The following is a 16,519-nucleotide window of genomic DNA, read 5'->3' as shown; positions in this document are numbered from 1 at the left end:
ATGTGTTTTTTCATTTTACTCATGCATATAGTTTTCTAAAATTCACTAATTTTGAAAATAAAACATTTAATATGCAATCATCCACCCTTCAATTTCTTAGAAATTTAGAAAAGAATAACAACAGAGAATGGTTTAATGAAAATAAAACGCTTTATCAAGAAGCGCAACAAGATGTGATTTCTTTTGTGGAAAAATTAATAGAAGATATGGCAGATTTTGATGAAGAAATGGGAAAACTAGAGGCTAAAAAATCTGTTTTTAGAATTTATAGAGATACAAGGTTTTCTAAAGATAAAACACCTTATAAAACCAACTTCGGAGCGGGTTTAGGAATGGGTAAAGGCAATAAAATTTCAGGATATTATTTGCATATAGAACCCGGGAAATCTTTTTTGGCAAGTGGTGTTTATAAGCCAGAACCAACAGTTTTAAAGACGATAAGACAAGAAATTTCTGCTTTTGGTGACGAGTTCAAAGCGATTTTAGAACAAGATGAGTTTAGAAATTATTTTCGAGGATTAAGTGTAGAAGATAAACTGAAAAAAGTACCTCAAGGTTTTGAAAAAGATGATAAAATGGCTGAATATTTAAAACTCAAGCATTTTATCGTAACACATCCCGTCTCTGATGAGCAATTGCTCAGTGAAAATGCGTTTAAGGAATTTGCTAAAATTTTCAAAGCCATGAAACCGCTCAATGATTTTTTACAAACGCCTTTTATATAAAGAAAAAGTCAGAGTTTATAAGCTCTGACTTTTTTTATTTTGATAACTCATCTATCGTTTTCTGAATTTCTGGATCTTCTGGAGAAATCGCATAATATTTAGCAATTCCAGATTTTTGATTGACAATTAAGTATCTCGGAATCCAGTTGAGGTCTATGTAATTATTAAAATCATTTTTCCAACCTACATGAAACCAATAATTTTCTTTTTGAGTCATTTCATGTTTTTCTAATCCCTTTTTCCAAGCTTCTTCGTTTCGGTCTAGAGAAAGGAAAATAAACTTCACATTCGGATTTTTATCTTCTAATTCTTTGGCTTTTGGCATTGCTTTTAGACAATCTCTGCACCAACTTGCCCATAAATCGAGCACCACAATTTTTCCTTTATTTTGTTCTAAAATTTTAGAAATACTGATGGTTTTACCATTGATGTCTGTTACTTTTTGAGCCAAAGCTTCTTTAGAAAACTTGGTTTTCAAAACTTTTGGAACTTGTTGCGAGACTCCCCAACCAAAGATAAGAAGCGCAAACAATAGGATAAACTTTTTCATATTTTTTAAAACAGAATTTTATTTATAATTTTTCATACAAAACTATGCCAAATTCTGAATCTATAGAAACTTTTCCGTTAGTAACTTTTGCAGTTTTTCCGCTATAAGCGTCTCTTAACCTTGTTCCGTTCTCGAAAATTCCTGCTACAGAAATTTCCTTTACGCCAGGATTTAAGTCCAAACCAACTAAAACTTTATCGTCTTTGTAAGTTCTGGTAAACCAATATGGTGAGTTAGAAACCATCTGATGTTTTCCAGCACCTACTGCTGCGTGATTTCTACGGAACTGACCTAGTTTTTGCCAGTGTGTTAATGCTTTTTGGGTTTCAGGATTGTTTTTTATCTCGTCCCAATTCATATTGCTTCTTAGGTTGGCATCGCCAATTGCGCCTTCCACGATTAATTTTCTAGCGGTTTCGTCGCCGTAATAAACTTGCGAAATTCCTGGAGCGAGTAGAAGTTTGGTTCCTGCTTCGTAATTTCTTTTTCTTTCTTTGTCAAAAGGATCGCCGTCATCGTGAGAAGAAATATAGTTCATTACAGTATTTCCAGAAAGGTCTGCGTGCAAAATTTGATCATAATTGCTGAAGATTTCTTCATAAGATTTATTGGCATCTCCTTTGAAATCGAAATTAATTAAAGAATTCAATCCGTTTTGGTAATAATTGACTTTTTTGTCTCCAAAATCATACAATCTTTTCTGAGAAATTCCATAACCATAAAGTTCTCCAATGGTGAAGAATGGTGAGTTGTCTAGAATTTTTTTAGGATTGTTCAATTTATATTCAGCAAAAGCAAGGTCGCAAACTTTTTTGAAATCTTTCCAAACGTCTTCATTGGTATGTTTCAGGGTGTCTATTCTGTAACCATCAATTCCATATTTTACGATATAATCAGCAAGCCATTTCATGATGTAATATTTTGGCGCTCTCGGAAATCCAGTTTTCACGAAAAATACATTTAGTTCAGACATTTCTTTTTCGTAACGGCCTTCTTTTCTCCATTTTTGTTCTAACATTGGCGGAAGTCCTACATTTTCATCGCTTTCAGTAATTACATCTGGTAAATTTTTAACCAAAGTACAAGCGGTAGTCATTTCATAAGAATTGTAAGTACATTGTGGTTCTGTTCTTACCCATTTGTTAGGATATTCTGGGTCTGCATAAGTAACGGGGCCAGTGTGATTAATCACGGCGTCTAATACGATTCTTATTCCGTTTTGGTGTGCTTTTTCTACCAATTCTTTTAAATCTTCTTCTGTACCAAAGTTGGGATCAAGAGCTGTCCAGTCTTTAGTCCAATATCCATGAAAAGCATAGGTAACACCTGTTCCTTCATCGGTAGCGCCGTGAATTTGTTCTACAATTGGAGTAAGCCAAATCGCGTTAATTCCTAATTTATTGAAATAACCTTCGTCTATTTTTTGAATAACACCTCTTATATCGCCACCTTCGAAACCTCTTAAAACGGCTGCTTTTTCGGTTCTATTAAAATTGACGTCATTGTCAGGATTTCCATTATTGAATCTATCGGTCACTGCGAAATATACATTGGCTCCTTTCCAATCAAACGATGATGGAGTTGTGGTATTTTGTGATGCGCAGCTTGCTAAAAAAGCGAATGCGGAAGCTAAAACTATTTTTTTCATAAAGAATCTAATTATTTAAAATGAAAGCAATTTTAAGGCTAAATTTCTTTAACTCAAAAAATGGCGGCATAAATTTAAGGAATATTCACGGAAAACAGCTATCAAAAGGAATGAAATTTTTCATGTTGTAAATTCGTGAAAACTTAATTTGGCGATACGGTTTTTTACAATTACCTTTGTAAAAATCTAATAAAAAATTCTAAAAATTTATGTCAACTTACGTTGTTGTTGGTCTTCAATTTGGAGATGAAGGTAAAGGAAAAATTACCGATGTTCTTTCAGCTAAATCAGATTATGTAGTTCGTTTTCAAGGTGGTGACAATGCGGGTCACACTGTTTATGTAGGCGAAGATAAGTTTGTGCTACACTTGCTTCCTTCTGGAGTTTTACAGTGCAAAGGAAAATGTATTATTGCGAATGGAGTAGTGGTAAATCCTAAAGCTTTTTTACGAGAAATAGGACAATTAGAAGCCAAAGGTTATAAAACTGACCATGTCTTCATCAGCAGAAGAGCGCATGTAATTATGCCTTATCATATCATGCTCGATACTTACAGAGAAGAGGAATTGGGCGGAACGCAAATTGGTACTACCAAGAAAGGAATCGGACCTTGTTATGAAGATAAAATTGCAAGAGTGGGAATCAGAATGATTGACCTCTTGAATCCAGAAGTTTTAAAAGAAAAAATTGAAAAAAATCTTAAAATCAAAAACAATCTTTTCGAGAAATATTTTGGAAAACCAGCCATGAGTTTTGACGAAATTTACAATGAATTTTTAGAAATTGGGAAACAACTTCAAGATAGAATTGTAGATACAGAATTAGAATTGAACGAAGCGATTCGTGATAATAAAAATATCCTTTTCGAAGGAGCACAAGCATTAATGCTTGACATAGATTTTGGTACATATCCTTACGTAACTTCATCTTCGCCTTCTACAGGTGGAGTTTGTACAGGAGCAGGAGTTCCGCCAACTTCTTTACAGAATTTAATTGGTGTTTCCAAAGCTTATACTACTAGAGTTGGTCACGGTCCTTTTCCTACAGAATTAGACAATGATTTAGGAGAACACATTAGAAAAGTGGGGCATGAATATGGTGCAACTACAGGAAGACCAAGAAGAACGGGTTGGTTAGACTTAGTAGCGCTGAAGCACGCTTGTATGATTAATGGTATCAATAATTTAGTGATTACTAAACTAGATGTTCTTACAGGAATTGATACTTTGAAAATCGCTACGCATTATAAGACTGAAGACGGAAAAATTATTGATTATTTCACATCTTCTACTACAAAATTATACGATTACGAAGCAATCTACACAGATTTACCAGGTTGGACAGAAGATATTACCACGGCTAGAACTTTTGATGAATTGCCAGAAAATGCTAAGAAATATATTGGTTTTATAGAAGAATATCTAGGAATTAATGTGTACTTGGTTTCTGTAGGTCCAGAAAGAAGTCAAAACATTATTAGAAAACAATTATTCTAATCATAATTTATATAAAATATTGAAAATCACGCTTTTGGCGTGATTTTTCATTTTAAAATTGTGTTATTTTCATTGAAAACAAATAAAACAATGAATTTTAAATAATTTTTTGGCAAGGTAATTGAATTACTCTAATTACTTTTTGCAAAAAGATAAAAAATTAATAATCGTGTTTGAAATTTGTTTAATCTAAAAAATCACACAATGAGCAAAAATTTCTTTACTTATGACCCGCATCAAGCGCTGAACGAAGTTGTTTTCGAGAAGAGAAACAAAGAATATGGAGCGTATGCTCTACGAAACGAAGCTAATGTCGTTCTAAAAAAGGCTTTATTTATAGGAGTTGGATTATTTGGTCTTTTAGCAATGACGCCATTACTTATTAATACACTTAAGCCTAAAGCTGCTAAAACAACTATTTATGTTCCTATCAATCTAAAAGATGTAGATAGACCAGACGATAGAATAGAAAAGCCAGAACCTAGAGTTATTCCTCCGAAAGCTCCTGTTCAGGTAAAAACGCAGAGTTTAACTCCGCCTACTCCAACCAGAGACGCTGTAAAAGAGGAAACCATTAACCAAAAAGTAGATGATGCTGTAATTTCTACGACTACAACTCCGGGAGTTGCCGTTACCAATCCTAATCAACATGTTGCGAATGGAACGGAAAACGGAAAAGAAATTGTAAAAGAAACTACTAAACCTAATCCAAATGACATCATAAAAGATGTAGATGTAGAAGCAGATTTCATCGGTGGAGTTAATGCTTTTAGAACAAAAGTTTTACAAAATTTTGATTCTAGTGTCATCGAAAATGAAACAGGTGAAGTGGTAAAAGCAGTGGTAACTTTCGTGGTAGAAAGAGACGGAACCATTTCTAATATTAAAGTTTCAGGAGCAAATACTGATTTTAATAAAGAAGCAGAAAAAACAATAAAAGGAATTAAAGGAAAATGGAATCCTGCAAAATTTCAAGGCGAAAACGTTCGTTCTTATTTTAGATTCCCTATTTCTATGCAGTTCGAATAATTGTTTAAATTATATAATTTCAATATTATCTTAATCGATAGCAATTCATTTAATTATCCACATTTTCTAAAAATTGTGGATAATTTTTTTGTGCTTTAACCCATTAATTCACAATAGTTTAATATTTTTGACAGTTATTAACATTCAACCGAATGACTATTTATTGTATTTTTGGAAACTAATTCATTTTTATGGGAAAAATTATTGGAGTTGCCAATCAGAAAGGGGGCGTAGGTAAAACCACTACTGCAGTGAATTTAGCAGCTGCGCTTGGCGTTTTAGAGAAAAAAGTTTTATTAATTGATGCAGATCCACAGGCTAATGCTACCTCAGGTTTAGGAATAGAAGAAGTAAATTATTCTACCTATAATTTATTGGAACACAGTGCAGATGTGAAAGATTGTATCCAGAAAACTTCATCTCCAAATCTTGACCTTGTACCTTCTCATATTGATTTGGTAGCAGCAGAAATTGAGTTAGTAGACCGTGACAAGAGAGAATATATGCTTAAAAAAGCATTAGAAGAGGTGAAATCTGAGTATGACTACATCATCATCGATTGTGCACCAAGTTTAGGTCTTATTACGGTAAATGCACTTACTGCTGCAGATTCTGTAATCATACCAATTCAGTGCGAATATTTCGCATTAGAAGGTTTGGGCAAATTATTGAACACTGTGAAAAATGTTCAGAAAATTCACAATTATGATTTAGACATCGAAGGTTTATTACTTACCATGTACGATTCTAGATTAAGACTTTCTAATCAGGTGGTAGAAGAAGTGAATACGCATTTCCCAGAAATGGTTTTCGAAACGATAATTTCTAGAAATGTAAGACTTTCTGAAGCGCCAAGTTTCGGAGAAAGCATCTTGATGTACGATGCCGAAAGCAAAGGGGCAATTCAATACATTCAATTGGCAGAAGAAGTACTTCTGAAAAACGAAAAATTACAAAAAGCATAACATTTTTAGAATTGAGAAGAAATTTTGTTTGTTCTCATGACTAATGACTTATCATACAATATGAAAGACAAAAAAAGAGCAATGGGACGTGGTTTGGGTGCTATTTTAAGTGCCGAAAGCAAAAGTAACATTAATTCTGCAACAGATACAGGAGCCGAAAAATTAGTAGGAAACATGGTAGAAGTAGCATTAGAAGATATTTATCCTAATGCAACTCAGCCTAGAACTTATTTTGATGAAACTGCCCTTAATGAATTGGCTCAATCCATAAAAAACCTTGGAGTAATTCAGCCTATCACTTTAAGAAAAGATGGTGATAAATTTGAAATTATCTCTGGGGAAAGACGTTACAGAGCTTCTAAAATTGCTGGTCTTACTTCTATTCCTGCTTACATAAGATTGGTAAATGACCAAGAATTGCTAGAAATGGCTTTGGTAGAAAATATCCAGCGCGAAGATTTAGATGCCATAGAAGTTGCACTTACTTACCAAAGATTATTAGAAGAAATAGGTCTTACTCAAGAAAATTTAAGTTCTAGAGTAGGGAAAGAAAGAAGTACGATTACCAATTCTATTCGTTTGTTGAGGTTAAGTCCAGAAATTCAAAATGCGATTAGAAGCGGCGAGATTTCTGCAGGTCATGGTAGAGCAATCATCAGTGTAGAAGATGCTGAACTTCAACAAGAACTTTTCAAAAGAATCATTAAAGAAGGATTAAACGTAAGACAAGCTGAAAAAGCAGCTTCTGAACTTAAAAATCCTAAAAAATCTATCCAAAAAACTGAAAAAGAACTTCCGAATCATTTAAGAAAAGTAGAAAAATCGTTGGCGGATGTTTTAGAAGTTGGGGTAGAAATAAAATCTTCAGGCAAAGGAAAAAAAGGGAAAATCATCCTTGATTTCAATAACGAAGATGAACTGAACAAAATCCTTTCACATTTTAATTAATGAGAGCAGTTTACTCCATCATATTATTGTTGTTCTTTGGGTTGTTTTTTTCTCAAGAAATTAAACCTTTCGACACCATCAAAACCGAAAAACAAGTGGTTGAGGAAATAGAAAAAGCCAACGTGAGCACCATTCAAAAATACAATCCTACAAAAGCAGGGTTGTATTCTGCTGTTTTTCCGGGCCTTGGTCAATATTACAACAAGAAATATTGGAAAATCCCAATTGTTTGGGGAGCTGTAGGAACTGGAGTAGGGATTATTGTGTATAATGATAAGCAATATCGCCGTTATAGAACTGCGTTTTTAGCAGAGTTAAATGGTCAGCCTCACGAGTTTGATGATTTACCTTATGTAGACGCTACGGTTCTAGGAAATACGCAAGACAGAGCCAAAAGACAAAGAGATTACGCCATCGCCATTACCGGAGTTTTATATATTTTAAATATTGTAGATGCGGTAGTAGATGCACACTTATACGACCAAAAGAAAGACCCAGATTTAGCGATTAAACCTACCATTATTTACGATGATTTAGGGGTAGCAAATGGTAAAGCTGGATTGTCTTTGAGTTTTAGATTTTAAAAATTAAAAAAATGAAAATAGCATTAGTAGGTTACGGAAAAATGGGCAAAATCATTGATGAAATTGCCACAAAAAGAGGACATGACGTTGTAGCAAGATTAAACGAAACGCCTACCAAAGAAAATCTGAACAATCCAGATGTAGTCATAGAATTTTCTCAGCCAGAAGTAGCTTTTAGCAATATAAAGACCTGTTTAGAAAATAAAATTCCAGTAGTTTGTGGAACTACAGGTTGGCTAGAACAAAAACCTGCCATCGAAAAAATAGCTTTAGAAAATGGAACAGGATTCTTATATGGTTCTAATTTTAGTTTAGGCGTGAATCTTTTCTTTGCTTTAAATGAAAATTTAGCGAAACTGATGCAGAAATTCAGTGATGATTATACTTGTCAGCTCGAAGAAATTCACCACGTTCATAAAAAAGATGCTCCAAGCGGAACTGCAATTTCTATTGCAGAAGGAATCTTCAAACATTCAGACTATAATTCTTGGAAATTAGATGAAACTGAAGGGAAATCTCTAGGAATTGAGGCAATTAGAGAAGGAGAAGTTCCAGGAACACATAGTGTTTACTATCGTTCGGAAGTTGACGAAATCGAAATAAAACATACTGCTTTCAATAGAAACGGATTTGCATTAGGTGCAGTAATTGCTGCAGAATGGTTGCCAGGAAAAGTAGGGAATTTTGGAATGAAAGAAGTTTTAGGACTTTAATCTAAGTTTAATTTTCAGAGTTAAAACCTTGAACTCAGAACCTTAATGTAACAAATCACGAATTACATTACTAATTACACATCACATATTAATCATAGAAAATGGATTACATCTTACAATATTCTATTTTTATACTGATTTTATCAGTTTTATTGGGACTTTCGTCTTTTAAATTATATCAAAAAATGGGTTACAAAGGCTGGGAAGCTTTTGTTCCTTTTTATAATTACTACATCATTCAGAAAGAAGTAGGAGAACCAAAATGGTGGGTTATCTTGGCTTATTTGCCAATTATTGGGCCTATTATGATGACTGTTTTCCATTTGTTTTTGATGAAAAAATTTGGAAGGACTTCAGCGTTAGAACAAATTCTTACAGCGTTGCTTCCTTTTGGTTATTTGGCGTATTCGTCTTATTTTCAGTTGAATAAAGTAGACAGATTTGCAGTGGATGATCCGAAAGCTAAAAAAGAATCTTTCATAGGTTCTATTACTTTTGCGGTAGTTTTTGCTACGATTATTCACGCTTTTGTTACCCAACCATTTGCTATTCCTACAGGTTCTATGGAAAGAACTTTATTGGTAGGAGATTTCTTATTCGTAAATAAATGGAGCTATGGTTACAGAATGCCAATGAGACCAGTTGCTTTGCCATTTTTACAAGGAACAATTATGGACACCCAGAAAGATGGAAATCCTAAAAACGACCCGAAATCTTATGTAGATGCTGTTAAATTGCCTTATTTTAGAATTGGTGAATTTAAAAAGCCAAAGAAAAATGATATTGTAGTTTTCAATTATCCGGGAGATTCCGTGCATACTGCGATAGATAGAAAAGATCCATACGTAAAACGTTGTGTAGCGGTAGGTGGTGATGTGGTTGAAATGAGAGCCGGGAATTTATACATCAATGGCAAACCAGAAGTTCAAATGGCAGATGCCGAAGTTCAGCGTTCATATACCATTTATACACGTTCAGAAATAGACATCGATTATTTATGGAAAAATCTTGCCTATTTACCGATTACTGATGAAGGTGAAACCAAAGACGGATTGCATTATTATCAATTTCAAGGGTTGACTAAAGATCTTTTGGCTCAGATTAAAGCTATTCCTGAATTTGTAAAGGTTGAAGAAGTTTTAGGCGAAAAAGGAAAAGGAGCAATTTCTTACTATCCAGTTTTAGACGAAAACGGTCAATACGTAAATGATGGAACGGGTCACGCTTTGATGTCTAAAAAAGTAGACATTTCTCAATCGATTTTTCCAATTAATAAACCTTGGAACCAAGATTGGTACGGACCTCTCACTATTCCTAAAAAAGGAGATGTGATTACCATTACTCAAGAAAATTTACCAGAATATAAAAAACTGATTACAGAATTTGAAGGAAATATTTTAGAATTCAAAGGGGGTAAATTCTATATCAATGGTGCTCAAACCGATAAATATACCGTAAAACAAGACTACTATTTTATGATGGGAGATAACAGAGATGCTTCTCTAGATGCTCGTTTTTTCGGTTTTGTTCCAGAGACGCATATTGTAGGAAGCCCAATGTTTACTTGGCTTAGTTTACAAGGAACTTTTGACGAAGGTCCTAAAAAAGTTAGATGGGAAAGAATGTTTAAAGCAACAAACACTGGCGAAAAAGAAAAAACGTCTTATTGGTGGGTTGCAGCTGCAATTTTAATCTTATTCTTCGGTTGGGAATTTTTTGTAAAACTTTTCAAAGGGAAAAATAAAGAAGAAGAGTAGAATTTTAGATAAATTTGAAAAATTGACATACCCTTTTTGCGTTCAAAACGCAGAAAGGGTTTTTTGATATAATCACATTTATTTTTTTAACTTTGGACACTCAATTTTAGAATGAAAATGAAAACGGTATTACCTATATTTTATTTGCCACCAGTTTCTTGGTTTGCAGAATTTTTAAAAGAAGAAAACGAAATTCTTCTGGAGCAGCATGAGAATTTCCCGAAACAAACCTACAGAAGCAGATGCAATATTTACGGTGCAAATGGTAAATTGGCGCTCATTTTGCCAATTCATCATAACGGAAAACGTGTGATGAAAGATTTAGAGCTTTCTTATGCTGAAGATTGGCAAAAACTCCACTGGAAATCTATTAAAATCGCTTACCAAAGTTCGCCATATTTCGAGTATTATGAAGATAAGTTGAAGCAGATTTTCTCGGTACAGCCAACATCTCTTATTGAATTTAATCTCAATGCTTTGAAAATCATTCTTCAAATTTTAAAAGTTGAAAAAGACTATTCTCTCACCACGGAATTCGAGAAAACACCAAATGCAGTAGATTTAAGAGAGTGTTTTTCAGCCAAAAAAGATTCAGAATATTATTTGCTAGAATATTACCAAACATTTAGTGATAAATTAGGATTTATTAAAGATTTATCAATACTAGATGTGGTTTGTAACATTGGCCCAGAATCTGCTACGTATATTAAAAAAGTAACTCAATCCATACAAAATATATCATAATGAAAAGAATAATCATTGCAGCTGCATTTTTAGCAGGATTCCATTTTGGTTTTTCGCAAGAAGCCAAAACTGATGATAAAGATTTGATGACTTGGTATCACAAAGATTTTTCTACAACAAATGTTTACGGAGTCAATACAAAAAACGCATATAAATTTTTTGAATCAAAAGGTCTAAAGCCTAAAACGGTAGTGGTAGGGGTAATAGACAGTGGGATAGAAGTAGACCACCCTGGTTTAATAAAAAATATGTGGAAAAACGTAAACGAAGTTCCTAATAATGGTAAAGATGATGATGGGAACGGTTATGTAGATGATGTTTACGGCTGGAATTTTATTGGAGGTAAAAATGGAGATGTAGATGTTGACAATTTAGAAATAACGAGAGTTGTAAAACAATACAAACCTGTTTTTGAAGGGGCGAGTTCAGAAGTGAATAAAGCCAATCAAGCAAAAATGCCTACAGAATTTGAGATGTATCTTCGTGCAAAGGATATGTACAATAAAAAAAGTGTAGAAGCTAAACAGCAGTTTCAGTTTTATTCAGAATTTGCAAAAGTGATTCCTAGTGTAGCAGCTACTTTAAAAGGGAAAACCCTGACTAAAGAAAATTTAGATGCTATCAAACCAACTACACAAGAAGAAGCGAGAAATCTTTCGATTTTAAGTCAAGTAGTAAATGATCCTGCTATGGTTGGGAAATCTCAAGCAGAAGTAGAAGAATTTTTAAATAAAGAAATCAAAGGAGCTTTAGAATATTTCGAACCTCAAGCTACAAAACAATATAACTTAGATTTTGATCCTAGAGCAATTGTAGGAGATAATTATCAAGACAAAAAAGAGAAATTCTACGGAAATAACCATTACGAAGGTCCAGATGCACAACACGGAACTCACGTTGCGGGAATTATCGCAGGTTATCCTCAAGGAAATGAAGTGCAATACGGAGTTGCCTATAAAGTGGCAAAAATTATGACGGTAAGAGCGGTTCCAAACGGTGATGAGCGTGATAAAGACGTAGCAAACTCTATTCGTTATGCGGTAGATAATGGCGCTAAAGTCATTAATATGAGCTTCGGGAAAGCAGTTTCTCCTGAAAAAGAATTGGTTTGGGAAGCGTTTCAATATGCTAAAGACAAAGGCGTTCTATTGGTAAAAGCTGCCGGAAATGAAAACGAAGATATTCAAGAAAATCCTTATTTTCCTACTAATTTTAAATCTACTAAAGACGAAAAACCTTTCATCAACAACATGATTGTAGTAGGTGCAAGTACCAATAATAATGAATTTTTAAGAGCAGGATTTTCTAATTTTAATCAAAAAATGGTGAATGTTTTTGCGCCTGGTGATAAAATTTATTCTACCGTTCCAGATGGTAAATATGAATATTTACAAGGAACTTCTATGGCTTCGCCTGTTGTAGCGGGAGCTTCTGCAGTTTTATTGGCTTATATGCCTAATTTAAAACCAGAGCAAGTAATAGAATCTCTAGTAAAATCGGTGAATAAGTCTGAGGTAAATGCAATGTTGCCAACCAATACCAACAATAGATTTGATTTGATTTCAGAATCTGGTGGTGTGATAGACTTATACAAAGCGGCACAATACGCTTATACACATTTCTACAATGCGGCTCCTGCAAAACCAGTGAAAAAGGCGGTGCTTAAAAAGAAAAAAGTAGTTAGAAAAAAATAATTGATCATACTAATGAATTGAAAGGCTGTTTTTTACAGCCTTTTTTATTTGTCGAATTCTAAGAAAAGTTTACATGATTATCATATTGGCACAGTTTTTACAATTATCTTCATAACTTTACATTCATAAATAACAACCAAATTTAAGTAAAAGATGAAAAAAGTACTATTGACTCTAGCTTTCGGCTCATTATTTGCCGTTTCTTGCTCTTCTGTGAAAAAAGCAGAAAGTGCTCAAACTTCTAGAGCAGAATTTTTAAAAATGAAAGGTGATTGGGAAATTACCAGTGTAAATTATGATAAAGGATTTCAAATAAAGCCATTTGATGAAGGAGCAGATGCTCAGTGTTTCGTAGGAAGTCATTGGAGACTTATCCCGAATAATTATTCTGGAGCGTATACCATAAAAGGTGGTGGGAATTGTCCTACGGTAACTCAACCTATTAAATTTGAAGTAACCAGAGATAATGAATTTAAATTCAAGAAATTAGTAGCAGATAATAAAGCTAAAAATGTAACTGCTGGTTATATTTTACAAATCGAAAAACAAGACACAGACAACTTTACCTTAGTTCAAAGCGTTCCTTTTGAAGGAAATGTAATTAAAGTATATTACAATTTTGTAAGAACAGGAATGGAACAAAAATAACTTTTTAAAATTTAAAAAAATTATGAAACTTATCAATAAATCAAGCGTAGCAGCATTATTTTTATCATCAGCAATGGTTTTAACCAGTTGCGAAGCAATTCAGAATGCTAATAATACTCAAAAAGGTGCCGTAATTGGTACTGCTGCAGGTGCTGTTTTAGGCGCTGTAATCGGGAATAATGTAGGAAAAGGTGGTAACGCTCCTCAAGGTGCCGTTTTAGGCGGTGTAGTTGGTGGAGTAGTTGGTGGAGTGATCGGTAATAAAATGGATAAACAAGCCAAAGAAATAAAAGAAGCTTTACCAGGAGCAGAAGTGGTGAGAGTAAATGAAGGAATTAAAGTAACATTATCAGAAAATACCGTAAACTTTGATTTTGACTCATCTAATCTTACTTCAGTTGCTAAGACCAACCTTAATAAATTAGCAGAAGTCCTTAAAAATAATCCTGATACCAATATCAATATTTATGGACACACGGATTCTAGAGGAACTGACTCATATAACCAAAGTTTGTCTGAAAGAAGAGCAAATTCTGTAGTGAGTTACTTAGTTTCTCTGGGGTTGGCAAAATCTAGATTATATGCAATGGGAGTTGGCGAAAGAGAGCCAGTTGCAGACAATAATACGGAAGCGGGTAGAGCTAAAAACCGTAGAGTAGAATTTGCCATTACCGCAAATGAAGAAATGATTAAAGATGCTCAATCAGAAACGAAATAACTAGATTTATTTATACTCTAAAATCGCCTTTTTTACAAGGCGATTTTTTATTTTTTTATTCTTAAATTTGTCTAGATAATATTTTTAATGAGTAAATTTCTTAAGCTTTTAAGGATAGAGCAATGGGTAAAAAATCTTTTTGTCTTTACTCCGATTTTTTTTTCAGGGAATGTGATGCATGTAGACTTAACTTTGAAAAGTTTATTTGCTTTTCTAGTTTTTTCTTTTACAGCTAGCTCCATTTATATATTGAATGATTATACAGACATAGAATCAGACAAAAAACATCCAGAAAAATGCAAAAGACCATTAGCAAGTGGCGCCATTTCTAAAACCGCAGCTAAAATTATTTTTGTACTTCTTATTTTATCTGTTGTTTTATTGGTTTTCTTTGGTGCAGACTATTTTCATAAAAATTTCACCAAATTTTCCATCATCATTGCCTCTTATTTCTTCATGAATATTGCTTATACTTTTAAGCTAAAACATGTCGCCATTATAGATGTTTGCATTATTGCGTTAGGATTTGTGCTCAGAGTTTTAGCGGGAGGTTATGCTACAGGAATTGTCGTTTCACAATGGGCTATTTTATTAACCTTTGTTTTGGCATTGGTTTTAGCGATTGGTAAAAGAAGAGGAGAGTTAATAAACGCCGAAATTTCTGGGAAAACCAGAAAAGCACTTGATGGCTATAACGTACAATTTGCAGATATTGCCCTTTCTATTTCGGTAACATTGGCAATTGTTTGTTATCTTATGTTTACCTTAACTCCTGAAGTTCAAGAAAAATTCGGGGTAAGGGTTTTTTATACCGTTTTGTTTGTAGTTTTTGCTTTTTTAAGGTATTTACAGCAAACTTTGGTGTATAATAAAACCGAATCTCCTACTAAAATTGTCTACAAAGACAGATATATACAAATAACCATTCTCATTTGGTTAATAGCATTTTTGTTATTAATATATTTAAAAAAATGAAACCAGATTTCGTAAAAAATGTTTCTACTTGGGGCAATCATCCCATAGTAAACAAACTGTTCAAAGCCGAAGAAGACTACAGTAAAATCAGAGAATTTGTAAGACAAAATAACGAAGTTATTGCGTATGGAAATGGTAGATGCTATGGCGATGCAGCCTTGGCTGAAGCTATGTTTTCTACAAAGAAATTAAATAAATTCATCAGTTTTGACCGTTTAAATGGCATTTTGGAATGTGAGTCTGGAGTTTTGCTTTCTGAAATTTTAGAAATTACGGTTCCTCAAGGTTACTTTTTAGCCATCACGCCGGGAACTAAGTTTATTACATTGGGTGGAGCGATTGCATCGAACATTCATGGGAAAAATCACCATGCAGAAGGAGCGTTTTCGGAATGCGTGATTGAATTTAAAATGATGGTAGAAGATGGAAAAATCATTACCTGTTCTAGAGAAGAAAATGCAGAGAAATTTTGGGCTACTTTCGGAGCAATGGGACTTACAGGAATTATTCTTTCTGCAAAAATTAAACTCAAAAATATAGAATCGGCATACATTCGTCAAGAGTCAATAAAAGCTGAAAATTTAGACGAAATTTTTCAACTTTTCGAAGAATCAGAAGACTGGACTTATACCGTAGCTTGGATAGATTGCTTGCAAAAAGGTAAAAACATCGGCAGAAGTATTCTAATGAGAGGGGAGTTTGCACTTAGAGCAGAATTACCACAAAAATGGCAAGAAAATCCATTGAGATTAAAGAAAAAATTAAGTCCTACCATTCCGTTTTATTTTCCAAGTTTTGTGTTGAATAGTTTTTCTGTAAGAGCTTTTAACTTCTTGTACTTCAATAAACAAAGACAAAAAGTAGTTAAAAATTTCATAGACTATGAAACTTTTTTCTATCCTCTTGATGCGATTAACGACTGGAATAAAATCTATGGAAAAGGTGGTTTTATTCAATATCAAATGGTAATACCAAAAGAAAAAGGAAAAGAAGGCATGAAAAAAATTCTTGAAACCATTGGTAGAAGTGGACAAGGTTCGTTTTTAGCAGTTCTTAAACTTTTTGGCAAAGGAAATCCAGAAGCGTATAATTCTTTCCCTTTTGAGGGTTATACATTGGCTTTAGACTTTAAAATCAATAGAGAATTAAGACAATTGGTAGATAATTTAGATAAAATTGTAGAAGAATTTGGCGGTAGAATTTATTTGACCAAAGACAGCATGAGTAAACCTTCACTCACCAATTATCTGAAAAATGTAGACAGTTCTAAATTTGTTTCGCTGCAAAGCAAAAGAATAAAAAGAGGTTCTTAATAAAAAAAAACT

General features: G+C 33.5%; 16 protein-coding genes. 14 read left to right on the top strand and 2 right to left on the bottom strand.

Features of this window, described 5'->3' with window-relative positions:
• Positions 1-71 precede the first annotated feature (71 nt).
• The gene (locus KKQ79_RS07330; protein WP_213189572.1) at positions 72-725 is read left to right on the top strand and encodes a DUF2461 domain-containing protein; all 654 of its coding nucleotides are present in this window, start codon (positions 72-74) and stop codon (positions 723-725) included.
• A gap of 34 nt (positions 726-759) precedes the next feature.
• Here KKQ79_RS07330 and KKQ79_RS07325 read toward each other — a convergent pair whose 3' ends face one another.
• Positions 760-1,275 carry a TlpA family protein disulfide reductase gene (locus tag KKQ79_RS07325; protein WP_213189571.1) on the bottom strand — a complete coding sequence of 172 codons (516 nt, stop codon included), beginning with the start codon at positions 1,273-1,275 and terminating at the stop codon, positions 760-762.
• 22 nt (positions 1,276-1,297) lie between these two features.
• Positions 1,298-2,923, bottom strand: coding sequence for an alpha-amylase family glycosyl hydrolase (locus KKQ79_RS07320; protein WP_213189570.1), 1,626 nt, complete (start codon positions 2,921-2,923; stop codon positions 1,298-1,300).
• Between the two features lie 209 nt (positions 2,924-3,132).
• Between KKQ79_RS07320 and KKQ79_RS07315 the strand changes: the two genes are divergently transcribed.
• The 13 genes from KKQ79_RS07315 to KKQ79_RS07255 all read left to right on the top strand — a co-directional run bounded on the left by KKQ79_RS07315 (position 3,133) and on the right by KKQ79_RS07255 (position 16,507).
• Entirely contained in the window at positions 3,133-4,419 is a 1,287-nt protein-coding gene (locus KKQ79_RS07315) for an adenylosuccinate synthase (protein ID WP_213189569.1), read from the top strand.
• A gap of 204 nt (positions 4,420-4,623) precedes the next feature.
• Complete coding sequence (locus KKQ79_RS07310; RefSeq protein ID WP_213189568.1) at positions 4,624-5,448, top strand: energy transducer TonB; 825 nt, start codon at positions 4,624-4,626, stop codon at positions 5,446-5,448.
• Positions 5,449-5,639: 191 nt separating this feature from the next.
• Positions 5,640-6,413, top strand: coding sequence for a ParA family protein (locus KKQ79_RS07305; RefSeq protein WP_213189567.1), 774 nt, complete (start codon positions 5,640-5,642; stop codon positions 6,411-6,413).
• Positions 6,414-6,473: 60 nt separating this feature from the next.
• Positions 6,474-7,361 carry a ParB/RepB/Spo0J family partition protein gene (locus KKQ79_RS07300; protein WP_104793451.1) on the top strand — a complete coding sequence of 296 codons (888 nt, stop codon included), beginning with the start codon at positions 6,474-6,476 and terminating at the stop codon, positions 7,359-7,361.
• Complete coding sequence (locus KKQ79_RS07295; protein WP_069797647.1) at positions 7,361-7,945, top strand: DUF5683 domain-containing protein; 585 nt, start codon at positions 7,361-7,363, stop codon at positions 7,943-7,945. The genes KKQ79_RS07300 and KKQ79_RS07295 overlap by 1 nt, the downstream gene beginning before the upstream one ends.
• A gap of 11 nt (positions 7,946-7,956) precedes the next feature.
• Positions 7,957-8,658 carry a 4-hydroxy-tetrahydrodipicolinate reductase gene (gene dapB / locus KKQ79_RS07290; protein ID WP_213189566.1) on the top strand — a complete coding sequence of 234 codons (702 nt, stop codon included), beginning with the start codon at positions 7,957-7,959 and terminating at the stop codon, positions 8,656-8,658.
• A 101-nt stretch (positions 8,659-8,759) separates the two neighbouring features.
• The gene (lepB, locus tag KKQ79_RS07285; protein ID WP_213189565.1) at positions 8,760-10,415 is read left to right on the top strand and encodes a signal peptidase I; all 1,656 of its coding nucleotides are present in this window, start codon (positions 8,760-8,762) and stop codon (positions 10,413-10,415) included.
• 111 nt (positions 10,416-10,526) lie between these two features.
• Complete coding sequence (locus KKQ79_RS07280; protein WP_430982094.1) at positions 10,527-11,159, top strand: WbqC family protein; 633 nt, start codon at positions 10,527-10,529, stop codon at positions 11,157-11,159.
• Complete coding sequence (locus KKQ79_RS07275) at positions 11,159-12,853, top strand: S8 family serine peptidase (protein ID WP_213189563.1); 1,695 nt, start codon at positions 11,159-11,161, stop codon at positions 12,851-12,853. The genes KKQ79_RS07280 and KKQ79_RS07275 overlap by 1 nt, the downstream gene beginning before the upstream one ends.
• Before the next feature lie 153 nt (positions 12,854-13,006).
• Positions 13,007-13,501, top strand: coding sequence for a lipocalin family protein (locus KKQ79_RS07270; RefSeq protein ID WP_213189562.1), 495 nt, complete (start codon positions 13,007-13,009; stop codon positions 13,499-13,501).
• 22 nt (positions 13,502-13,523) lie between these two features.
• Positions 13,524-14,219 carry a YiaD family glycine zipper/OmpA-like lipoprotein gene (locus KKQ79_RS07265; protein WP_213189561.1) on the top strand — a complete coding sequence of 232 codons (696 nt, stop codon included), beginning with the start codon at positions 13,524-13,526 and terminating at the stop codon, positions 14,217-14,219.
• A gap of 87 nt (positions 14,220-14,306) precedes the next feature.
• Positions 14,307-15,194: a decaprenyl-phosphate phosphoribosyltransferase gene (locus KKQ79_RS07260; RefSeq protein ID WP_213189560.1), complete on the top strand. Its 888-nt coding sequence runs from the start codon at positions 14,307-14,309 to the stop codon at positions 15,192-15,194.
• On the top strand, positions 15,191-16,507 hold the full coding sequence (locus tag KKQ79_RS07255; RefSeq protein WP_213189559.1) for an FAD-binding oxidoreductase: 1,317 nt from the start codon (positions 15,191-15,193) through the stop codon (positions 16,505-16,507). Before KKQ79_RS07260 ends, KKQ79_RS07255 begins: the two co-directional genes overlap by 4 nt.
• Positions 16,508-16,519: the final 12 nt, after the last annotated feature.

Origin of the sequence: Cloacibacterium caeni, from assembly GCF_907163125.1 — a bacterium.
Taxonomy (GTDB): domain Bacteria; phylum Bacteroidota; class Bacteroidia; order Flavobacteriales; family Weeksellaceae; genus Cloacibacterium; species Cloacibacterium caeni_B.
This window is presented reverse-complemented; position numbering and strand designations above follow the sequence as displayed.

Bases quoted from the DNA above. Each gene is read 5' to 3' on its own strand.
- KKQ79_RS07270 (WP_213189562.1), top strand. From the start codon at position 13,007: ATGAAAAAAGTACTATTGACTCTAGCTTTCGGCTCATTATTTGCCGTT.
- KKQ79_RS07275 (WP_213189563.1), top strand. From the start codon at position 11,159: ATGAAAAGAATAATCATTGCAGCTGCATTTTTAGCAGGATTCCATTTT.
- dapB (WP_213189566.1), top strand. From the start codon at position 7,957: ATGAAAATAGCATTAGTAGGTTACGGAAAAATGGGCAAAATCATTGAT.
- KKQ79_RS07300 (WP_104793451.1), top strand. From the start codon at position 6,474: ATGAAAGACAAAAAAAGAGCAATGGGACGTGGTTTGGGTGCTATTTTA.
- KKQ79_RS07315 (WP_213189569.1), top strand. From the start codon at position 3,133: ATGTCAACTTACGTTGTTGTTGGTCTTCAATTTGGAGATGAAGGTAAA.
- KKQ79_RS07260 (WP_213189560.1), top strand. From the start codon at position 14,307: ATGAGTAAATTTCTTAAGCTTTTAAGGATAGAGCAATGGGTAAAAAAT.
- KKQ79_RS07310 (WP_213189568.1), top strand. From the start codon at position 4,624: ATGAGCAAAAATTTCTTTACTTATGACCCGCATCAAGCGCTGAACGAA.
- lepB (WP_213189565.1), top strand. From the start codon at position 8,760: ATGGATTACATCTTACAATATTCTATTTTTATACTGATTTTATCAGTT.
- KKQ79_RS07295 (WP_069797647.1), top strand. From the start codon at position 7,361: ATGAGAGCAGTTTACTCCATCATATTATTGTTGTTCTTTGGGTTGTTT.
- KKQ79_RS07255 (WP_213189559.1), top strand. From the start codon at position 15,191: ATGAAACCAGATTTCGTAAAAAATGTTTCTACTTGGGGCAATCATCCC.
- KKQ79_RS07325 (WP_213189571.1), bottom strand. From the start codon at position 1,275: ATGAAAAAGTTTATCCTATTGTTTGCGCTTCTTATCTTTGGTTGGGGA.
- KKQ79_RS07265 (WP_213189561.1), top strand. From the start codon at position 13,524: ATGAAACTTATCAATAAATCAAGCGTAGCAGCATTATTTTTATCATCA.
- KKQ79_RS07280 (WP_430982094.1), top strand. From the start codon at position 10,527: ATGAAAATGAAAACGGTATTACCTATATTTTATTTGCCACCAGTTTCT.
- KKQ79_RS07305 (WP_213189567.1), top strand. From the start codon at position 5,640: ATGGGAAAAATTATTGGAGTTGCCAATCAGAAAGGGGGCGTAGGTAAA.
- KKQ79_RS07330 (WP_213189572.1), top strand. From the start codon at position 72: ATGCAATCATCCACCCTTCAATTTCTTAGAAATTTAGAAAAGAATAAC.
- KKQ79_RS07320 (WP_213189570.1), bottom strand. From the start codon at position 2,923: ATGAAAAAAATAGTTTTAGCTTCCGCATTCGCTTTTTTAGCAAGCTGC.